The following is a 16,073-nucleotide window of genomic DNA, read 5'->3' as shown; positions in this document are numbered from 1 at the left end:
TAAACGTTAGATCAAAATGGAATAGGAGTAGTCAAAGTGAATAATAGATGTTATTTTGAAGGATGGTATTTTAAGTGCAATACACAGGAGAATACAATTGTATTCATTGTAGGTAAGGCTAGGGAGAAAGGTGAAGAAGCGTTTATCCAGGTAATTAGAAATGGAGATTCTAAGAGTTATTATATTCCTTATGACATCAAGACATTTAGCTATCAAGAAAGTCCTTTTAGTTTACGGATAGGCAATAGTATTTTTACTGAAGACTATATATATCTAAATATTAGTGGTTCTATTAATATTAAAGGAATTATCTATTTTGATAGCTTTACTAGATTACCTAAGAAAATATTACAAAAGGGATTAATGGGACCGTTTGGATATATACCTTTTATGGAGTGCTATCATGATGTACTTTCTATGGGACATAACCTATGGGGGAAGCTATTAATTAACGATAACCTTATGAACTTTGAAAATGGAAAAGGTTATATTGAGAGGGATTGGGGAAATAGTTTTCCTAAAAGCTATCTCTGGATGCAATGTAATCATTTTACTCAATCATCTTTATCAGTTATGCTAGCCATAGCGGATATTCCATTTTTAGCATGTAATTTCAGAGGATTTTTATGCGTTATAAGTATAGAGGATGAAACAAGAATTTTTGCAACCTATACAGGAGCAAGAATTGAACAGATAACAAAGGAAGAAGATAGTATAGAAGTATGTATTAGACAGGGTAAAGAAATTATACGAATAAAAACTTATTATGATAAGGGACATATGCTAAAAGCACCGAATAAAGGTGCCATGAAAGGAACTGTGTATGAAGTATTAGATGGAAAAATGGAACTTCAGATGTACTATAATGAACAGTTAAAAGCGGAGCTAAGGGGTGAACAGGCAGCGTTCGAAAGAGTAGGTAAGGTAGAAGATATTAGACATAAAATCAGTTTATAAAGCATATAAATAGGTGAATAGGAATGTTTCGTGTAATTGGGGGTGCCTATATGAGCCTAAAAAAGCAACTTATCAAAAATTATTTAAAGATGCAGTTAGTAAGTAGTGACCCGGGGATATTAAAGATAAAGGTAAATAACTTACCTAAACTAAATGAAGACTATTTACAGTTTGCACCTTATATATATGAATTTCTAAAATTAAAACAAGGTATTAATGAGATACAACCAGATTTTACTTCCGGAGTTGTAACGATTTATTATGATTCTTTTATGCAGCCACAAGAGATTATTACATGGATTAATACAGTTATAGATGTTGCAATTGATCAAATGGATTATATAGCTGCAAATTGGGAAATAAATCAAGCAGAAGTAATTAATACTCTTAAAAAGATATTAATAGGAAAGATGTTTCAATGATTTAGGAATAAAAAATTAAAAAATAGGTTATGACAGAGATAGATAGCTTTGTTATAACCTTTTTTAATGAGGAAAGTCATAATAAATGCTTTAAGAATAAAGTCATTTTATAGTATAATGAAATCAATATAATTAGAAGGAGAAAATCAATGAAAATAATAGGTATTATTGGAGCAATGGAAGAGGAAGTAATATCACTTCGTAGAAAAATGGAACTTAAAGAGGTTCATCAAATAGCAGGGATGGAATTCTATGAAGGTACGATGAAAGATGTACAAGTTATTGTAGTAAGATGCGGTATCGGCAAAGTAAATGCTGCTGTATGTACACAAATTTTAATAGATAGATTTAATCCAACTTACATCATTAATACAGGAGTTGCAGGTGGCCTTCATCCAGAAGTAAATATTGGAGATGTAGTTATATCAAGTGATACAGTAGAACATGATATGGATACAACAGCTTTTGGAGATCCTAAAGGTGTTATTCCAAGAATGGATAATTCATTCTTTGAAGCAGATAACCAATTAGTAGAATTAGCAAAAGATGCAGCTAATGAAGTACTTAAAGAACATAAAGTTTGGGTAGGACGCATTGCTAGTGGCGACCAATTTGTAGCAAGTATTAAAGTAAAACAAGATATTTATACAACATTTACAGCATACTGTGCAGAAATGGAAGGTGCAGCAATTGCACATACTTGTTATTTGAATAAAATTCCATTTGTTGTAATTCGTGCGATTTCAGATAAAGCAGATAGTGGTGCAGAAATGAATTTTGAGGAATTTGTTAATTTAGCTGCACGTAATGCAAGTAAGATGATAGAAAGCATTGTAACAAAAATTGGATAGAATAGTGTATACAACGCACTTGTACTAATGTAAAAAAATGGTATAATATAGTTAAGTATAATTAAGTGGGGGTATATATGATAGGGGTATTGTTTGGGATAAATGCTTTACTAGCTTTAATTGTTACATTTACAACGCGTATGCTTCAAAATCATTTTGAAAAAATTAATAAGAGTATTCAGGTCTATCTTAATCCTAAGGCCTATAAAACAGAAAGTGAAATAGATTTTATACGTAATTTAATTGATAAGTACCAACGTGTTTTTGAAGCTCAAAATGGAGAGAACATTGAAGTAGAAACAATGGTTCAAAATGCCTTTTATGAGAAGAGAATAGGTAGATTTTCATATATTACGATACAAAATATTGCACTTAAAAGTAAGCTTGTTATGTGGGGAGCCTTAAGTATACAAGTATTTATAGAGATTTTGAGTAAATCACCTGGAAGTTCTATTAAGAATTTTATCTTTATTATTGCAAGTACAATTTTATGCTTAATCATTTCCTTAATGGGGGTTATTAAAAATATTGTTGAAGAAAGAGAACAACTTTTTATTAAGATTCAAGATTTTATGATTAATACTTATCCAAGTGAAATGAAATGGAAAGATAAACAAAAAGATGTTAAGGCACTACTTGCAAGGATAGAGGAATTAGAGGCAGAGTTAGAACAATATCATATGGGAAATGAAAAGCTTCCTCAAGCGACCCAGATAAATGAAGAAGACATTAAGATATTACTTAGCAAAATAGATTTATAAAGCATTCTCTAAAAAGAGAATGCTTTTTTGTATGAAAAGATATTATCTCCATAAAATAAGTAGGAGTTTAAATGATGGTATTCAAAAAAGGTTATTGCATAAATATTTATGCAATATTATGTGGAGTAACGTGCAAAAGTCTTTTTTAAATGAAAATTCTATTACATTTATTGGAATATTAAAGATTATAGGTTATAATAGGGTTTGGAAAAAAGGCAGACTAAATAGAGACTTCACAAGTAGATGCCTTAATTAAGGAGGATGAAGATGAGTAAAATCACTTTAGATTATTCTAAAACAGGTATTAATAAGCATGAAGTAGAGTTTTTTGAGGCACAAGTAAAATTAGCACATGAGATGCTACACAATAAAACAGGAGTTGGAAACGATTTCTTAGGATGGATTGACCTTCCTGCAGATTATGACAAAGCAGAATTTGAAAGAATTCAACAAGCAGCAGAAAAAATCAAAAATGATTCAGATGTATTAATCGTTATTGGTATTGGTGGTTCTTACTTAGGTGCTAGAGCTTGTATTGAAGCTTTATCTCATACATTCTACAATAGCTTATCTAAAGAACAAAGAAAAACACCAGCAGTTTATTTTGTAGGAAATAACATTTCTGGTACATACCTTAAAAACTTATTAGATGTTTGTGAAGGTAAAGAAGTTAGTGTTAATGTTATTTCAAAATCAGGTACAACAACAGAGCCAGCTATTGCATTTAGAGTATTTAAAAAATATATGGAAGAAAGATACGGTAAAGAAGCAGCTAAAGAACGTATCTATGCTACAACAGACGCAGCTAGAGGTGCTCTTCTTACATTAGCAAAAGAAGAAGGTTATGAAACATTTGTTATTCCAGATGATGTAGGCGGTAGATTCTCAGTACTTACAGCTGTAGGTCTTTTACCAATTGCTGTTGCAGGTATTGATATTGAAGCTTTAATGCAAGGTGCAGCAGAAGGTAGAAGTGAATATTCAAATGAAAATGTAGCAGAAAATGTTTGCTACCAATATGCAGCAGTAAGAAATGCGCTTCTTAGAAAAGGCAAAAACGTTGAGATTCTTGTAAACTATGAACCATGTCTTCAATACTTTGGAGAATGGTGGAAACAACTTTACGCTGAGAGTGAAGGAAAAGACCAAAAAGGTATCTTCCCATCTTCATTAAACTTCTCTACAGACTTACACTCATTAGGTCAATATGTTCAAGATGGTCAAAGATTTTTATTTGAAACAGTTCTTAATGTAGAAAGTCCAAGATTAGATGTAACATTAGAAGAAGAACCAGTAGACTTAGATGGTCTTAACTATTTAGCAGGTCAAACAATGGATTTTGTTAATAAAAAAGCATTTGAAGGTACACTTTTAGCTCACGTAGATGGTGGCGTACCTAATATTGTTGTAAATGTGCCAGAATTAGATGCTTTTACAGTAGGTAAATTAATTTACTTCTTCGAAAAGGCATGTGGTATTAGTGGTTATTTATTAGGTGTAAATCCTTTTGACCAACCAGGTGTAGAAGAATATAAGAAAAATATGTTTGCTTTACTTGGTAAAAAAGGATACGAAGAATTAAGAGAAGTACTTGTAAAAAGAATTAATGATTAATTAAAAGAGAGGTCGCTTTTAGCGACCTCTTTGTTATACAACGAAGTATAGAGTAGGAGTTAGGGAGTATCACTTTAAGTAAAGATTTGATATACTTGAGGAAAAAAGTATACGAGTAGGTGAGAAAATGGATGGACAAACAAGAAGAAAAGAAATGATACGTATGTTATTAGAGGCAACTAAGCCATTAAGTGGGACAGCTTTAGCTAATGCATTTGGAATTAGTAGACAAGTAGTAGTTCAAGATATTGCATTACTTAGAGCAGAAGGATATGACTTATTAGCAACAGCAAGAGGCTATATTCTTAATCAAGAAGCTGGCAATATGGTAAGTAGAGTGATACTTGTACAACATACTGCAGATCAAATAGAAGACGAATTAAATACTATTGTTGATAATGGTGGAAGAGTTAGAAATGTCATTGTAAGTCATAGTGTATATGGTGATTTAACAGGTGACCTCATGCTAAAAACAAGAAGAGATGTAAAGGGGTTTGTAGAAAAAGTAAAGCATAATGAAGCAGCTTTGTTATCTATTTTAACAGCAGGTATGCATATGCATACAATAGAGGCTACAACTGAAGAAGATCTTGATGTAATTGAAGAAGAACTAAAAGAAAAAGGATATCTAGTATAATAATTGACAAGTGTCTTGTCACATGATATGATGACCTCATTATAAGAATAATGGGGGGATTTCTAGATGCGTAGCTTTGTAGATAGATATCTTATTAAAGGACTAGGTGGAATGGCATCAGGGCTATTCTGTACACTGATTATAGGTCTTATTATTAAGCAGGTAGGTCTATTCTTTCCAGATACAGCAATAGGTAATGCTTTATTAGGAATAGCAGGTTTAGCAACTGTACTTACAGGTGTAGGGATTGGTATTGGAACAGCTCACCAATTAGAGGCATCTAAACTTGTACTTTATGCGAGTGCTATTAATGGTTTAATAGGTGCTTATGCAACAGGGTTTTTGAATGGAAGCCTCATTGTAGAAGGTAAGGTTATTCTTTCAGGTCCTGGAGATCCGGTAGGCGCATTTTTAGCAACAGTAATTGGTTTGGAGATAGGAAGGCTTGTGGCTGGAAAAACTAAATTAGATATTTTAGTAACACCAGCTGTAACAATACTAGCAGGTAGTGCAACTGCACTTCTTCTGGGACCTCCTATTTCTAGTTTTATGACAGGACTTGGTAGTATAATAGGTTATGCAACAGAGCTTCAACCATTTTTAATGGGAATAGTTATTTCGGTTCTAATGGGTATGTTCTTAACACTTCCTATTAGTTCAGCAGCGATAGCCATGATGCTGGGCTTATCTGGACTTGCCGCAGGTGCAGCTACTGCAGGTTGTACGGCACAAATGATAGGCTTTGCCGTGATTAGCTATAGAGAAAATAAAGTAGGTGGACTTTTAGCACAAGGATTAGGAACATCAATGCTTCAAGTGCCTAACATTGTACGTAATCCTCGTATTTGGCTACCACCTATTATTGCTAGTGCAATCACTGGTCCTATTGCAACAATGATATTTAAGATGGAAAATGTAGCTGCAGGTGCTGGAATGGGAACGGCAGGACTTGTAGGACCTATATTTACATGGCAAACTATGATTGAGACAACTCCACCTATGGAAGTAGCAATAGCAATTTTACTTGTTCAATTCATTTTGCCGGCAGGTATTAGCCTGCTTGTTTCTGAGATGATGAGAAAAAGAGAGTGGATTAAAATGGGTGATTTACAACTTGAATTATAGGAGTGAAAGAGGCTGTAGAAAACAGCCTCTTTTTGTTGGTAGAGGTAGTATTACAGGTTTGGTTATGTTAAGATAGTAGTACTATTTTATTTGATAGAAGGAGAAAGTATATGTTTGAACAGATAAAGAGTGAATTAAGTGGTGGTAAAAAAATATATATTTTTGAAGTGATTTCTATGATAGGATTTGTTTTACTGCTAACAGTGGGGAGTCAAATTCCGATATTAGCAACTACGATGGTAGGTAATATCATTATGTATGCTTGGATATTTATTAATCTATTAGTAATAGTTATTTATAACGTTCATGAATTTGTTAATATTATTATGAAACAGAAAGTAGTAGAAGGAAATATCATTAGATGTTTACTGATTAAATTTTTATTTTTTGTTTCTCTATTTATGATCAATATTTTCCCTATTACGATGCTTATGTTATTAGCAGGTGGAAGAATGGGAATTGATATGAGTTTGCCAATTTTTGCATTAATGGTAGCACTCTTTATAGTATGTTTAGCTAAAAAAGGTATTCCTTCAACAAAGGCGTTAACCTTTTTAGGAGTACTATGGTTTGTAACTATTTTTAGCGCACTTTATTTTGTATATCCTTTACTTTTTGTAGGTATTACTTCTCTTGTAAAACAAGAAATGATTTCATCAACAATATTAAGTATTATTTTCTTTGGTGGAGCATTACTCATATTCTATCAAATTATGAACCGTGTAAAAGCTTTTATAGAAGCTAAATAAAAAATAGGCACAAGATATTTTGAAAATATATCTTGTGCCTATTTTTTTATTCGCCATAATACTGGCCTATGCAATGTCTAATGCCTCCAGAAATAATGTCAGCCATTCGCATAACAATGGAAAGGCGAGTATTTTGAAGAACAACCATATTCATAAAGCTACTGAAATTTACAATTCCTGTAATGTGTAAATTTCCAATAGGTTGTAAATCTTTTTGTACCCCAGCACCAGGCCTAATGGCACCTTCCCCGATAGCAATAGAACCCACATTTTGCATGGTGCCAAGACAAGCATCTATAGCAATGACTAAAGCATTAGGATGACAGAATTGAACTTGTTGTGTTATTTCTTCTAAGTTTTTAGCATGAACAGGTGTGTCTAAGTTTCCATAGACATGTACGCTGTCGAAATCCAAATCTAGTAATTTGTAACCAATTAAAGGACCGAGGCTATCTCCAGTTGCTCTGTCTGTTCCAATACATATAATAACAAGTTCATGATTATGTCTAGGAAGGAGATTGACTAAATGATTATATAATGTATCACAAAAAGTAACGAAATGATTTGGGTCATCGATACTAATATAACGAGGTTTAGTTCTTTTTTGTAAGGTAGAATCCACTAAATATCACCACTTTCATTAGTATTATAGTTTACCAATTAATGGGGAAATTATTTATGTTTTTACACAAAAACCCATAACAATTTATGGTAAAAAATAACCTGTCTTGTTGTGTAAAAAAAGAGGGATAAAAAAATAGAAATCCTCGACAGGAAAGGTTAAATTATTTGATATGTATATAGTATGCTAAGAAAGTACAAAATGGATAAAAATGGAAGAGGTGTACTATGGGAACAATTATTTATGATCCAAAAAAGAAAAAAGGTAAAGAGCCAGAGAACAAACAAGAACAACAAGCAAAGGTAATTTCTGTAGAAGAATTAGCGGCAACAAGTGAGGTATTAGAATCAAATGGACAAGCTGAAGAAAGATATAATGCTTTAATTGAAAATATTGATTCTGTAAGACCTATGGGTGACACAGACTGTGACTATGTAATTTACTTAGAAGACTACGTTTATACATATATTTATCAGTATGCGAATACAGACTTAGCAAGTGAACATTCTGCAGTCATTGTTGGTGAGTACTACCCAGACAGTAAAGAAACTATTATATGTGGTATTATTCCAGTTGATAAAGAATTACTTTCACAAGATGAAGAATGGATTAATGAAGATGTAGTAGCAAACTTAAGAGAAGAACAAGAAAAGTATTTTCCAGGAGCAAGTCTTATCGGGTGGTTACATATGCAACCAGGATATGGCACAATGCTTACAATGAAAGAAGTAAAAGCACATAGAGATGTATTTGAAAAAGAAGGTACTTTATTACTTCTAGTTGACCCTATTAACAAAATCGAAACATTCTATGTATATGAAGATGATACATTAAAAGAACAAAGTGGATACTATTTATATTACGATAAAAATCCTTGTATGCAACAATATATGTTAGATAGACCTTTTATAAGTACTGAAAAAGAAGAGGTTGAAGACAATGTTGTAAATCAATTTAGAGAAATAGGTAAAATTCGTAAGAAAGAGTACGAGCAAAAGAAAAAGATGAATCTTACAGTTATTGCTGCAAGTATAGCTCTTCTTGCACTATCAGCAGTTGTATTAAAGATGAATGATCAAAATGCTAAGATTCAAAACTTACAAAATGAGCTTACACAAGTATCACAAAATACTCAGGGGAATATAGGGAATGCAACAGCTAAACCAGATGAAGAGGCAGAGTTTATCATTAGCCCAGAAGAAACAATAGATGCAGCAACTTCTAATGTAACAATTGTTGATAATTCAGATGCAGAATCTTCTACAGATGAAAATGCTCAAGAAGAAGTAAGTACAGATGAAGTAGTTGATAATGTAGAGCAAGTAAATGTAGAAGAAACTGAAACTGTACAAGTTGATAAGACTGAAGAAGTAGCTGTAACTGAAGAAAAACAAGTAGTAAGTGAAGAAAAGGAAGATAAGGTAGAGAGTGAATCAGAAGAGGCTTCTAATAAAGATTATATGGAATATGTAGTACAAGAAGGAGATTCACTAAGAAAAATTAGCTATGATCATTACAAAACAGAGCTTAGAACTAAAGAAATTATTGCTCTTAATGATTTAGAAAATGGGGATAATATTTATGTAGGTCAAACTTTAAAATTACCAACAGAATAATTCTGTTGGTAATTTTGTTGAATTTTTTGTATAATTATATTAATTTTACTAGGGGGGAATAAATATGAAAAAAGAACCATTAAAATGTTTATTTGTTGCATCAGAAGTCGCGCCATATGCTAAAACAGGAGGACTGGCAGATGTAGCCGGAGCATTACCAAAACAATTAAAGGAAAATGGTATAGATGTTAGAGTCGCTATGCCATATTACAAACAAATAGAGAATAAATTCTTTGAACATGAGTCCCATTTTGTAACAAGTTTTGATATGTGGCTTAACTGGAGAAAAGAAGGCGTAGGGATCTACTATGATGATACAATTGTTCCAACATATTTTATAAGAAGTGAGCACTATTTCCATCGTGATGGATTTTACGGAGAATATGATGACTATGAAAGATTTGCCTTTTTCTGTAAAAGTGTTCTTGAAATGTTAAAACATATTGATTTTAAACCAGATATTATTCATTGTAATGACTGGCAAACAGGGCCTATTTGTTTATTGTTAAATCAGAAATATCGTTTAGATCCGTTCTATGAAAAGATAAAATCTGTATTTACCATCCATAATATGAAGTTCCAAGGCATTTTTGGTAAAGAGCAAGTATTAGATGTATTAGAATTAGATGAAGGATATACTTCATCAGAGGCAATAGAGTTTAATGGTGGTATGAGCTTTATGAAGGCAGGGTTATTATACTGCGACCAGATTTCTACAGTAAGTCCAACTTATGCTGAAGAAATTAAAACTTGGGAATATGGATGTGGGCTTAATGAACTTCTAGAAAAGAAACTTTATCATAAAGTATGTGGTATTTTAAATGGAATAGATTATGAAAGATATAATCCACAAACTGATCCTTACATATATGAAAGATACGATGCAGAACATATTGAAAGGCGTAAGCTTAATAAACGTGCATTCCAAAGAGAATATGGACTTGAACAGTCAGATGCTATGATGATTGGTATTATTTCAAGAATTACAGATCAAAAAGGTTTTGATCTTATGAAACAAACACTAGAAAATAAATGGATTATGGATAAAATCATGGACATGGATATCCAATTTGTTTTACTAGGTACAGGTGAGTATGAATATGAGCAGATGTTTAAGTACTTTGAAGAAAAGTATGATAAGAGAGTAAGCATTAATCTCAAGTTTGATGAAGAATTAGCTCAAAAAATCTATGCATCTTCAGATGTATTTTTAATGCCATCTGCATTTGAACCTTGTGGATTAGGTCAAATGATGGCTATGAGATATGGTAGCGTACCTGTTGTAAGACAAACAGGAGGATTAAAAGATACAGTTCTTCATTATAATGAAGAAACTAAAGAAGGAACAGGTTTTGAATTTGTAGATTATTGTGGTTATTGGCTCTTTAAGAAAATAGAGGAAGCATACTACTACTACAAAGAAAAACCAAGTCATTTTAAACAAATTCAAGTTAATGCAATGAATACATGTTTTTCTTGGCAACATTCAGCTGAAGTGTATGAAGAAATGTATAGACGCATTATGGAGTAAAATACAGAGTAAAGAGGTGTTATATAACACCTCTTTTTTTATATTAGTAACAATCACTTTGAAATTATGAGGGGATGGTGTATGATAAAAATAAAAAAAGCGAGAACATAGGAGGAATGAGGGTGAAGAAGGACAAAAAGCTCATTACAGGTAAACAAACAACCTGGATCCTTTTAGGCGTATTATTTATATGTATTGTAGGTATAGGTATTTTACAATGGGCGAAAGTAAATGAAGGATTGGTATACTATGAATTAGGTGAGACCGTATTCACACATTCAGAACAAAAGAGTGAGTACATAGATGTAAATGCTAATCAAATTATTCGTCTAACATCAGATGGTATAACGGCCTATGATTTAAAGGGTAATGAAGTATGGAATAATGCATTAACATTAGATAAACCTATTGTACGACATAAAGGTAACTATCTTGCTATTGCTAATAAGGATGGAAAAACACTATCAATTTTTAATGAAAAAGGTAAAAGAGGAGAAGTGCAGACTACTAATCCTATTATCTATTTTTCGATAAATTCTAATGGTGATGTTGCTGTTATTGAAAAGACAGAAGATGGACATATTACATCCGGATATAATGCTGGTGGTGAAGGGCTAGGTGTAAAAGGCGTATCTTATATTAAAGATGCAGGATTTCCTATTAGTGCAGAAGTATCTCCAGATAGGCAATTGTTACTTGTAAGCTATGTAGACTTATATAATCCAATTGTAAGTTCAGCATTAAATGCAGTTATTATTAATAAGACAGGGACGGAAGAAGTATTTAATACAAAATACGGAATAGATGATAAGGATAATATTGTCTATGAGATAGAATTTATAACATCAAATATATGGGCTGCTATAGGGGATAGCAAGATAACATTCTATAACTTACAAGGTGAAAAGATAAAAGATATTCCGAACTTCTATTTGAAGTATACACCGTATGTAGATGGAGAACTGAAATCAAGTCAATATTTACCTATTGTAAGTACTGGAAGAGGATCTAGTGCTTCTGCAAATGATCGCTTAACTATATTGAATGGTTCAGGGGATGAGGTCATTAGCCAGGAATTTGATAAGCCAGTAACTTATTTTAATGCTACGGATCGTGGTATTGTAATAGGTCAAGGGCAAAGTTTTACAGGATATAGTAAAACAGGAGAGGTTAAATTTATTTTTGAGGCAAATCAAGATGTAAGTAAAGTATTATACATAGGTAATAAAGTAGTAGCAGTTACTAAAAATGAAGTTAAAGTATTAAATCCTATTAATCAAAGGGGGAATAATTAATGCTTGATTTAATTATTATTGCTATTATTGCTATAACAGCAATAATAGCGGCAAAGGTAGGTTTAATAAGAACAGTTTATCAATTTTTTTCATCAATTCTAGCACTTGTATTAGCATTCTTTATTTATCCGGTGATAGAAACTATTTTAAAACTCACGCCACTTTATACATCCATCCAAGATGGTGTAAGAAGTATCTTGCCTGAAGTTGGGAATATAGGTTTACAAGGACAAGCTCAGCTTATCCGAGAAAATTTCAATTGGATGCCAGAATTTTTAATTAATAAATTAATAGAAAACAATAACCCAGAAATTTATAATTTATTAGGTGTTTCAACATTAATAGACTATATTGTAACTTCTATAGCTAATATATGTATAATGGCAATTGCACTCCTTGTTTGTTTTGTTGTCATTAAGATTGCTTTAACCATTGGAGTGGGCGTATTAGATTTAGTAGCGAAGCTACCAATCCTAAAAACAGCAAATACCTGGGGTGGTTTTATAGTAGGAATTATAAAAGGAATGCTTATTGTGTGGATTGCATGTTTAATTATTCCATTCCTTATAATGCTTCCACAGTTTTCAGGCTTAGAGGCACTTGTAGAACAATCTTATTTGATGAATTTGTTCTATAATAATAATATTATTTTAGAGATTATTATGAGTTTGAAACTTTAAGAAAGTGTCATATCCGGTAAAAATATAATAGAAAAGATAAAAGCGTAGGAATCTCCTACGCTTTTATCTTTTGGTAGTCAAGCACTTTAGACTCTTACAACTAATATTATAAATTATACTACTATTTACATTAGGGGAGGGTCAAAAGTGGATAACATTATAGAGATGAAAAATATTTATAAGAACTTCTACACAGATGAAGGCGAGATAACGGTTTTGCAAGATGTTAACGTCGCGCTAGAAAGGGGTAAGATCTTAGGAATTTTAGGGCCTTCAGGAAGTGGTAAATCAACACTTCTTAATATATTAACCAATTTACTTACGCCTACAAGTGGTGAGGTAAAAATAGAAGGAAAAATAGGATATATGTTTCAAAAAGATCATCTTTTAGAATGGCGAACAATTATGGACAATATTACTATTGGATTAGAAATACAGAAGAAGGTAAATGATGAAGCTTTAAAAAGGATTGAACATTTACTTAAAATGTATGGGATATGGGAGTTTAGAAATAGATATCCTAAGGAATTATCTGGAGGAATGAGGCAAAGGGTAGCTCTTATTAGAACATTAGCCACTGATCCAGATGTACTTCTATTAGATGAACCATTTTCAGCTTTAGATTATCAAACAAGATTAATGGTAAGTGATGATATTTATAAGATTATACGAAAAGAACATAAAGATGCTATTTTAGTTACACATGATATATCAGAAGCTATTTCGATGTGCGATCAAATTGCGGTTTTATCTAAGAGACCTGCAACTGTTAAGAGCCTTTATAACATATCTTTAAGTGTAAAAGATAAAGAAAAAACTCCACTAGTATGTAGAAAGGCACCAGAGTTTAAAGACTATTTTGATGCACTATGGAAGGAGTTAGATGTTTATGAAGGCGAATAGAGAAACACAGCAACTAAGCATAGGATATGAAAACTATATTAAAGATAAAAAAAGGAAGAAAAGAAACATTATATTAATTCAACTACTTACCATAGTTATTTTTATAATGCTATGGGAAGTATTAGCCAGACTTGGTGTTATTAATACATTTTTATTAAGTAGTCCATCAGCAATTGTAGAGTTATTCATGAAATATCTTTCTGATGGAAGCATTTTCACGCATATTGCAGTATCTGTATGGGAGACTATACTAGGATTTGTCATAGGTACTGTACTAGGGTTAATCGTAGCAATTATGCTATGGTGGTCTCCAACTTTATCTAAAATATCAGATCCTTTTTTAGTTGTATTAAATGCACTTCCTAAAACGGCATTAGCCCCTATTATTATAGTTTGGGCAGGAGCAGGGATTAAAGGTATCGTTGTAATAGCTATTACTATTTCAATTGTAAGTACTATTTTGTCAGGATATAATTACTTTACTAACGTAGAAGAAGAAAAGATACTTATGTTGAAAAGCTTTGGTGCAAATAAGTGGCAAATATTAACTAAACTTATTCTCCCTGCCAATATAGGAAATATTATTAATATCGTAAAGATTAATATTGGCCTATCATGGGTAGGCGTTATAGTAGGAGAATTTTTAGTTTCAAGAAATGGTATTGGTTATCTTATCGTTTATGGTGGTCAAGTATTTAGGTTAGATTTGGTTATGATGGGAGTCGTTGTACTTGCCTTATGCGCATGGATTATGTATGAAGGAATCAACTTAATAGAAAAATTATACTGGGCAAAAAGGTAACAATGGTCAAGGGTTATGATTATGCTATATTAGGGAAGGTAAAAACTACCAATTAGTGAGGTGAATAACTAATGAAGCATATGAAAGCTTTAATTGGCATAATGCTTGTTATTGTATTAGCTGTAATCGGTGTAGGATGTAATAAACAACAAGGTGGACTTGATAAGATCAAACTAGCAGAAGTAACACATTCAGTTTTTTATGCACCTCAATATGTAGCAATTGAAAAAGGTTTCTTTAAAGATGAAGGAATTGAAATAGAATTGCTAGGTGCACAAGGTGCAGATAAAACGATGGCTGCCTTATTATCAGGAGAAGTACAAATTGGTTTAATGGGGCCAGAAGCATCTATATATGTCTATAATCAAGGAAGTAAGGACTACTCAGTTTGCTTTGCACAACTTACAAAAAGAGACGGAAGTTTTATTGTAGGTAGAGAACCAAATGAGAATTTTACTCTTAAAGATTTAGCAGGTAAAGAAATTCTCGGGGGAAGAAAAGGTGGAGTACCAGAGATGACATTAGAATATGCCATTAAGAATAGTGGATTAACTATTGGGACAGATACAGCAAATGGAGAAGTTAATGTAAGGACAGATATTCAATTTGCAGTAATGGCAGGTTCTTTTACAGGTGGCGAAGGTGATTATGTAACTCTATTTGAGCCACTTGCAACATCATTAGAAAAAGAACAACAAGGTTATATTATGACATCAGTAGGTGAAGAAACAGGGGAAATCCCTTATACAGCATATAGTGCACTTTCATCTTATATGGAAAAGAACCCAGATGTAATTGAAAGATTTACTAAAGCCATTTATGAAGGACAACAATTTGTACAAACACATTCAGCTGAAGAAATAGCACAAATTATAGCACCACATTTTACAGAGCTCTCATTAGAAGACTTGACAACAGTAGTTGCTAGATATCAAGCTATTGATGCTTGGTGTGACAATCCTATTCTTAAAGAAGAAAGCTTAAGCAAATTGATGGATGTTATGGAACTTGCAGGAGAACTAGATCAACGTGCACCTTATGACAAGATTGTAACAACTAAATATGCAGAGAGTGTTATGAAATAAATGTAATAAAAGAAGTATAGATAAAGTACAAATAGTAGTTTCTAAAGTTCAAGTGAGTTTAAGTATTCATTTGAAAGAGTAGATTATGAATTATAGTATATAGTAAAGACATTGCAGATTCATGCAATGTCTTTACTATTGCTATACAATAAGATAGATGGATAAAAAGGAAGGAATAGACAATTAAAAATATGTATAAAAAAGGAGATAGGTAGCCAAACTATCAGAGGAAAAAAGATGAAAAAGAGTAGGTTTACAATAAAAAGAAAAAAAACTAAGAAAAAAAGTATTTAACTTGTTGACAATGGTTAAGCAGTATGATAACATAGTCAATGTCGCTGAGGGGCAAACGCCACAGCGAAAAGAATTTGAACATTGAAAATAAAATAGTAACCATTAAACCAGTCGATTCAAAAGTCACTT

At 32.1% G+C, this 16,073-nt stretch carries 16 protein-coding genes; 15 read left to right on the top strand and 1 reads right to left on the bottom strand.

What is annotated here, in order from left to right:
* The first annotated feature begins 36 nt into the window (after positions 1-36).
* The 8 genes from PBV87_RS22815 (at position 37) to PBV87_RS03005 (ending at position 7,116) form a co-directional block, all read left to right on the top strand.
* A complete protein-coding gene (locus PBV87_RS22815) occupies positions 37-957 on the top strand; it encodes a tocopherol cyclase family protein (RefSeq protein WP_053982475.1) in 921 nt (306 codons plus the stop codon).
* Between the two features lie 50 nt (positions 958-1,007).
* Positions 1,008-1,379: a hypothetical protein gene (locus tag PBV87_RS03035; RefSeq protein WP_271011107.1), complete on the top strand. Its 372-nt coding sequence runs from the start codon at positions 1,008-1,010 to the stop codon at positions 1,377-1,379.
* A 149-nt stretch (positions 1,380-1,528) separates the two neighbouring features.
* Positions 1,529-2,230 (top strand): 5'-methylthioadenosine/adenosylhomocysteine nucleosidase, encoded by a 702-nt coding sequence (locus PBV87_RS03030; RefSeq protein WP_271011106.1) that lies wholly within the window; start codon positions 1,529-1,531, stop codon positions 2,228-2,230.
* A 77-nt stretch (positions 2,231-2,307) separates the two neighbouring features.
* Entirely contained in the window at positions 2,308-2,991 is a 684-nt protein-coding gene (locus tag PBV87_RS03025) for a hypothetical protein (RefSeq protein WP_271011105.1), read from the top strand.
* A gap of 267 nt (positions 2,992-3,258) precedes the next feature.
* Positions 3,259-4,605, top strand: a complete 1,347-nt coding sequence (locus PBV87_RS03020; protein WP_271011104.1) for a glucose-6-phosphate isomerase — start codon at positions 3,259-3,261, stop codon at positions 4,603-4,605.
* 127 nt (positions 4,606-4,732) lie between these two features.
* Positions 4,733-5,242, top strand: a complete 510-nt coding sequence (locus tag PBV87_RS03015; protein ID WP_271011103.1) for a transcription repressor NadR — start codon at positions 4,733-4,735, stop codon at positions 5,240-5,242.
* A gap of 66 nt (positions 5,243-5,308) precedes the next feature.
* Positions 5,309-6,367, top strand: coding sequence for a PTS sugar transporter subunit IIC (locus tag PBV87_RS03010; protein ID WP_271011102.1), 1,059 nt, complete (start codon positions 5,309-5,311; stop codon positions 6,365-6,367).
* A 110-nt stretch (positions 6,368-6,477) separates the two neighbouring features.
* Positions 6,478-7,116 carry a hypothetical protein gene (locus PBV87_RS03005; protein ID WP_271011101.1) on the top strand — a complete coding sequence of 213 codons (639 nt, stop codon included), beginning with the start codon at positions 6,478-6,480 and terminating at the stop codon, positions 7,114-7,116.
* 46 nt (positions 7,117-7,162) lie between these two features.
* Here PBV87_RS03005 and yyaC read toward each other — a convergent pair whose 3' ends face one another.
* A complete protein-coding gene (yyaC, locus tag PBV87_RS03000; protein WP_053982482.1) occupies positions 7,163-7,738 on the bottom strand; it encodes a spore protease YyaC in 576 nt (191 codons plus the stop codon).
* A gap of 227 nt (positions 7,739-7,965) precedes the next feature.
* Here yyaC and PBV87_RS02995 point away from each other — a divergent pair, with 227 nt between their 5' ends.
* The 7 genes from PBV87_RS02995 (at position 7,966) to PBV87_RS02965 (ending at position 15,650) form a co-directional block, all read left to right on the top strand.
* The gene (locus PBV87_RS02995; RefSeq protein WP_053982483.1) at positions 7,966-9,354 is read left to right on the top strand and encodes a LysM peptidoglycan-binding domain-containing protein; all 1,389 of its coding nucleotides are present in this window, start codon (positions 7,966-7,968) and stop codon (positions 9,352-9,354) included.
* 64 nt (positions 9,355-9,418) lie between these two features.
* Positions 9,419-10,885: a glycogen synthase GlgA gene (glgA, locus tag PBV87_RS02990; RefSeq protein WP_271011100.1), complete on the top strand. Its 1,467-nt coding sequence runs from the start codon at positions 9,419-9,421 to the stop codon at positions 10,883-10,885.
* Between the two features lie 122 nt (positions 10,886-11,007).
* Positions 11,008-12,180 (top strand): DUF5711 family protein, encoded by a 1,173-nt coding sequence (locus PBV87_RS02985; RefSeq protein WP_271011099.1) that lies wholly within the window; start codon positions 11,008-11,010, stop codon positions 12,178-12,180.
* Complete coding sequence (locus PBV87_RS02980) at positions 12,180-12,860, top strand: CvpA family protein (protein ID WP_271011098.1); 681 nt, start codon at positions 12,180-12,182, stop codon at positions 12,858-12,860. The genes PBV87_RS02985 and PBV87_RS02980 overlap by 1 nt, the downstream gene beginning before the upstream one ends.
* 147 nt (positions 12,861-13,007) lie before the next feature.
* The gene (locus tag PBV87_RS02975; protein WP_271011097.1) at positions 13,008-13,763 is read left to right on the top strand and encodes an ABC transporter ATP-binding protein; all 756 of its coding nucleotides are present in this window, start codon (positions 13,008-13,010) and stop codon (positions 13,761-13,763) included.
* A complete protein-coding gene (locus tag PBV87_RS02970; protein WP_053982487.1) occupies positions 13,750-14,565 on the top strand; it encodes an ABC transporter permease in 816 nt (271 codons plus the stop codon). The genes PBV87_RS02975 and PBV87_RS02970 overlap by 14 nt, the downstream gene beginning before the upstream one ends.
* Positions 14,566-14,636: 71 nt before the next feature.
* Entirely contained in the window at positions 14,637-15,650 is a 1,014-nt protein-coding gene (locus PBV87_RS02965) for an ABC transporter substrate-binding protein (protein WP_271011096.1), read from the top strand.
* Positions 15,651-16,073: the final 423 nt, after the last annotated feature.

Origin of the sequence: Holtiella tumoricola (assembly GCF_027857615.1) — a bacterium.
Lineage (GTDB): Bacteria > Bacillota > Clostridia > Lachnospirales > Cellulosilyticaceae > Holtiella > Holtiella tumoricola.
This window is presented reverse-complemented; position numbering and strand designations above follow the sequence as displayed.

Bases quoted from the DNA above. Each gene is read 5' to 3' on its own strand.
- PBV87_RS03035 (WP_271011107.1), top strand. From the start codon at position 1,008: ATGAGCCTAAAAAAGCAACTTATCAAAAATTATTTAAAGATGCAGTTA.
- PBV87_RS03030 (WP_271011106.1), top strand. From the start codon at position 1,529: ATGAAAATAATAGGTATTATTGGAGCAATGGAAGAGGAAGTAATATCA.
- PBV87_RS03025 (WP_271011105.1), top strand. From the start codon at position 2,308: ATGATAGGGGTATTGTTTGGGATAAATGCTTTACTAGCTTTAATTGTT.
- PBV87_RS03020 (WP_271011104.1), top strand. From the start codon at position 3,259: ATGAGTAAAATCACTTTAGATTATTCTAAAACAGGTATTAATAAGCAT.
- PBV87_RS03015 (WP_271011103.1), top strand. From the start codon at position 4,733: ATGGATGGACAAACAAGAAGAAAAGAAATGATACGTATGTTATTAGAG.
- PBV87_RS03010 (WP_271011102.1), top strand. From the start codon at position 5,309: ATGCGTAGCTTTGTAGATAGATATCTTATTAAAGGACTAGGTGGAATG.
- PBV87_RS03005 (WP_271011101.1), top strand. From the start codon at position 6,478: ATGTTTGAACAGATAAAGAGTGAATTAAGTGGTGGTAAAAAAATATAT.
- PBV87_RS02995 (WP_053982483.1), top strand. From the start codon at position 7,966: ATGGGAACAATTATTTATGATCCAAAAAAGAAAAAAGGTAAAGAGCCA.
- glgA (WP_271011100.1), top strand. From the start codon at position 9,419: ATGAAAAAAGAACCATTAAAATGTTTATTTGTTGCATCAGAAGTCGCG.
- PBV87_RS02980 (WP_271011098.1), top strand. From the start codon at position 12,180: ATGCTTGATTTAATTATTATTGCTATTATTGCTATAACAGCAATAATA.
- PBV87_RS02970 (WP_053982487.1), top strand. From the start codon at position 13,750: ATGAAGGCGAATAGAGAAACACAGCAACTAAGCATAGGATATGAAAAC.
- PBV87_RS02965 (WP_271011096.1), top strand. From the start codon at position 14,637: ATGAAGCATATGAAAGCTTTAATTGGCATAATGCTTGTTATTGTATTA.